Source organism: Actinosynnema sp. (assembly GCF_052038725.1).
The window spans coordinates 1-3,946 of record NZ_JBQGCX010000892.1; the positions used below are offsets into that span (position 1 = coordinate 1).

Below are 3,946 nucleotides of genomic sequence, written 5' to 3' on the forward strand. Positions count from 1 at the left end.
CCGTGAACGGGCGACGCCCCCGACCCCCGGTGGTTCCGGGCGGTCGGGGGCGTCCCCGCAGGAGCGCCGGGCGGCTCAGGCGAACAGCGGCTGCCTGCGCAGGGCGTGCTCCACCAGCGTGATCAGCGTCTGCTTCGTGGACTGCCGGTTGCGCGCGTCGCACGGGATGATCGGCACCGACGCGTCCACCGTCAGCGCCTCCCGCACGTCCTCGACCCGGTGGTGCAGCAGACCGTCGAAGCAGATCACCCCGACCACGTACGGGAGGTCCCGGTCCTCGAAGAAGTCGATCGACGCGAACGCGTCCGACAGCCTCCTCGAGTCGACCCGCACCACCGCTCCGAGCGCGCCCGTCACCAGGTCGTCCCACATGAACCAGAAGCGGTGCTGGCCGGGGGTCCCGAACAGGTAGAGGATCAGGTCGCTGTCCAGCGACACCCTGCCGAAGTCCATGGCCACGGTGGTCGTCACCTTGTTGGGCGTGGAGGACAGGTCGTCGACCCCCACGCTGGCCTCCGTCATGACCGCCTCGGTGGTCAGCGGGACGATCTCCGACACCGAACCGACGAAGGTCGTCTTGCCGACGCCGAACCCGCCCGCCACCACGATCTTCGTCGAGGTGGTCGTCGGGGCGGTCCGGCCGGCTGGAGCTCCACCGCTCATGTTGCTCTGCTTTCCCTAGTAAGGAGGTGGGTGGTGCTCTAGTTGCGCATCGCCACGTGCAGCTGCGAGCGGATCTCCGGGGTCAGCTGCACGCCCACCCGGTCGACCAGCCTGGTCATGGCGTAGCCGATCAGGCCGATGTCGCAGTTGGGCGCGGCGAGCACGGCCAGGCAGGAGCCGTCGCTGATGGACATCAGGAACAGGTAGCCCCGCTCCATCTCCACCACGGTCTGCTTCACGTTGCCCGCCTCGAAGCAGCGCGCCGCCCCGAGGTTCAGGCTCACCAGGCCGGACGCGACGGCGGCCAGCTGCTCGGCCCGGTCGACGGGCAGGCGTTCGGAGGCGGCGAGGAGAAGGCCGTCCGCCGACACCACGATCGCGTGGGCGACACCGGCCACCCGGTTGACGAAGTCGTCGACCAGCCAACTGAAGTTCTCCAGCTCATCGGCTGCGGAGGTCACTTCTGCTCCTTGTCTGAGTTGCCGAACGACAGGCCCTCCCAGGGCAGGCTGTCATCGTCCTGGTTGTTGTCGCGGCCCATCTGCAGGCCGCGCTGGTAGGTGGCGAACCGCTGGCGCAACCGGTCGGCGGACCGGGGGCCCTGCGCGGTGGCGATCCCGCCGGACGACGGGCCGGTCTGGCCCCCCGCGCGCACGGTCGCCTGGGTCGCGGTGGTGGACGAGGCGGAGGAGAGCGAACCGGGCATCAGGCGCGCCTTGGGGACGCGCTTGGGCAGGCCCGCCGTGGTGGACTCGTCGACGGAGGTCTTGAGCACCTTGCTCGCCGTCGACCAGTTGTCGTCGGAGGAGCCCCAGTTGGCCGCGGCGGCGGACACCTTGGAGGGGGCGGGCTCCCGCTTGGGCAGGCCGCCGAGCCCGGAGGCCTGCGCGGGGGCCGGGTCCGGCTGGGCGTCCACGACGGGCTCGGCGAACACGGTCCGCTCGGCGTCGGACCCGCCGTCGAGCACCAGGTCGTCGTGGTCCGGCGACCCCGGTTCGTCGGGGAGCGCGTGCTCGCCGCGCGCCCGCCTGCCCTCGCCCCGCACCCGCGCCTCCCCGGAGTCCTCGTCGCCGCCCTGGAACCAGCGGGACAGCACGTCCTCGTAGATCGGCAGGCGCTGGGTGGACGCGTCGTCCTCCACCGCCGCGGGCGCGGGGGCGGGCACGGCGCGCTGCTGCTGGTGCTGCGCGGGCGGATAGGAGTAGTCGATGTCGCTGCCCGCGCGCGGCGGCGCGGTCTCGCTGACGGTCGCGGTGAACAGGCCCTCGGCGGACGAGTTGTGCTCGACCGGCCGGTGCGCGCCGGTGTCCTCGAACGAGTCGAACGAGGTGCCGGAGAACGAGCTGCCGGAGAACGTGGTCTCCTGCGGCGTCACCCCGTTCTGCCCCGGCTGGCCCCGGAACGCGTGCTCCGGCGCGGCCTCGCCGAACGCGGACGGCATCTGGTCCGGGCTCCACTTGGGCAGGCCGGACAGCGCGACGGCCCCGGTCTCCTCCACCTCCGGCGGGTCGGCCAGCGCGAGGACTCCGGGCCTGCCCAGCGGCAGGCTCTGCCGCCCGCCGCCGCCCTGCGGGTCCGGCCCCCGGTGCAGCAGGCCCGCGGGCAGCAGCACCTGCGCGGTGACACCGCCCTCGATGTCGTCGTTGTTGCGCAGCGACACGTGGATCTCGTGCCGCTTGGCCAGCTGGCCGACCACGTACAGGCCCATCTCGCGGGCCACCGACACGTCGACCTCGGGCGGCTCGGACAGCTTCAGGTTCGCCTCGACGACGTCCTGCTCCTGCATCCCGACGCCGCGGTCGTGGATGCGGATGGACACCTCGCCGCGCCGGGTCTCTATGGCCCGCACGGTCACCTTGGTGCTGGGCTTGGAGAACGCGGTCGCGTTGTCCAGCAGCTCGGCGATCAGGTGCGCGAGGTCGTTGACCACGCGGCCCTGGACGCGCAGGTCGGGCGCGGGCGCGATGTGCACGCGGGCGTACTTCTCGACCTCGGACACCGCGGCGCCGAGCACCTCCGTGATCAGCACCGGCCTGGTGACGCGGCGGGTGACCGTGGTGCCGGAGAGCACGAGCAGGTTCTCGCTGTTGCGGCGCATCTGGGTGGCGAGGTGGTCCAGCTCGAACAGGCTCGCCAGCTGGTCGGGGTCCTGCTCGTCCTGCTCCAGCCGGTCGATGACGGTGATCTGCCGCTCCACGAGCGCCTGGCTGCGCCGGGAGAGGTTGATGAACATGTCGTTGACGTTGGCGCGCAGCGCCACCTGCTCGACCGCGAGGCGGATGGCCTCGCGCTGGACCGCGTCGAACGCGCGGGCCACCTGGCCGACCTCCTCGGTGGTGTGGATCGGCACCGGCACCAGGGACTCCTCCGCGGCCCGCTCGGGGTCGCGGTGGGTGCGGATGCGCTTGATCGCGTCCGGGAGGCGGTTGCGGGCCACGTCGAGCGCGGTGCGGCGCAGCACCCGCAGCGGGGTCAGCATCGAGGTGGCGACGACCGCCATGAGCGCGAACGCGATGATCAGCGCGGCGGCCACGAGCGCGCCGTCGCGCCAGGCGAGGGCGTTGGCCTCGTCGGTGAGCCGGACGGCCTCGCGCTGGGCCTGGTCCTCGATGTCGAGCGAGACCTGGCGCAGCAGGGCGGCGGTGTCCTCGCCGACGCGCAGCGCGTCGTTCTCGTTGAAGGAGATGGCCTTGCCGTTGTCGTTCTGCACCAGCGCGAGCGTCACCAGCCGGTTGCGGGCGTCGACGGCCGTGCCGGACACGGTGTCCTGGTAGTTCTGCCGGTTGTCCTGGCTCGCGACGTTGGTGAAGTCGGTGATCGCGGAGTCCAGCTTGGACTGCGCGCCGCGCAGCGCGTTGGCCTGGTTGGGGCCGAACTCGCTGCGGTTCGCCGCGGAGATCAGGATCGAGTTCTGCTGGGCGAGCTGCTCCTTCGCGGCGTACAGCGCGAGGTTGGCGCCGACCAGCGGGGTGAGGTGCTCGTGGCTCAGGCTGCTGGAGGTCGCGCGGGGGACCTGTAGCAGGGTGTCGAGCAGCTGCCCGTAGGCGCTGGCGACGGAGGCGTCCGGGTACTGGCTCTCCAGGACGGTGTTGCGCAGCGAGTTGAGGCCGTCGAGCGACTGGAGCGACTTCTCGTACGCGGTGCGGACGGTGTCGTCGATGTCGCCGGTGGCCGCGCCGACGTCGCGAAGCCGCATGACCTCGGCGTCGACCTTGCCCGATCTGGTGTTGAGCTCGCCGACGCGCGCCGTGGCGTCGGGGTTCGTCTTGCGACCTGCCGCGAC

At 72.0% G+C, this 3,946-nt stretch carries 3 protein-coding genes; all 3 read right to left on the reverse strand.

What is annotated here, in order from left to right:
- Positions 1-75: 75 nt before the first annotated feature.
- Positions 76-663, reverse strand: coding sequence for a GTP-binding protein (locus ACTUAL_RS18490; protein WP_440901146.1), 588 nt, complete (start codon positions 661-663; stop codon positions 76-78).
- A 38-nt stretch (positions 664-701) separates the two neighbouring features.
- Positions 702-1,124, reverse strand: coding sequence for a roadblock/LC7 domain-containing protein (locus tag ACTUAL_RS18495; RefSeq protein WP_096496258.1), 423 nt, complete (start codon positions 1,122-1,124; stop codon positions 702-704).
- Positions 1,121-3,946 (reverse strand): sensor histidine kinase (locus tag ACTUAL_RS18500; RefSeq protein WP_440901147.1); only part of this gene is annotated, 2,826 nt, incomplete at its 5' end. The genes ACTUAL_RS18495 and ACTUAL_RS18500, both read right to left, overlap by 4 nt.

What these genes read in the sequence shown, in the direction of transcription:
- ACTUAL_RS18490 (WP_440901146.1), bottom strand. Translation starts at nt 663, where the DNA reads ATGAGCGGTGGAGCTCCAGCCGGCCGGACCGCCCCGACGACCACCTCG.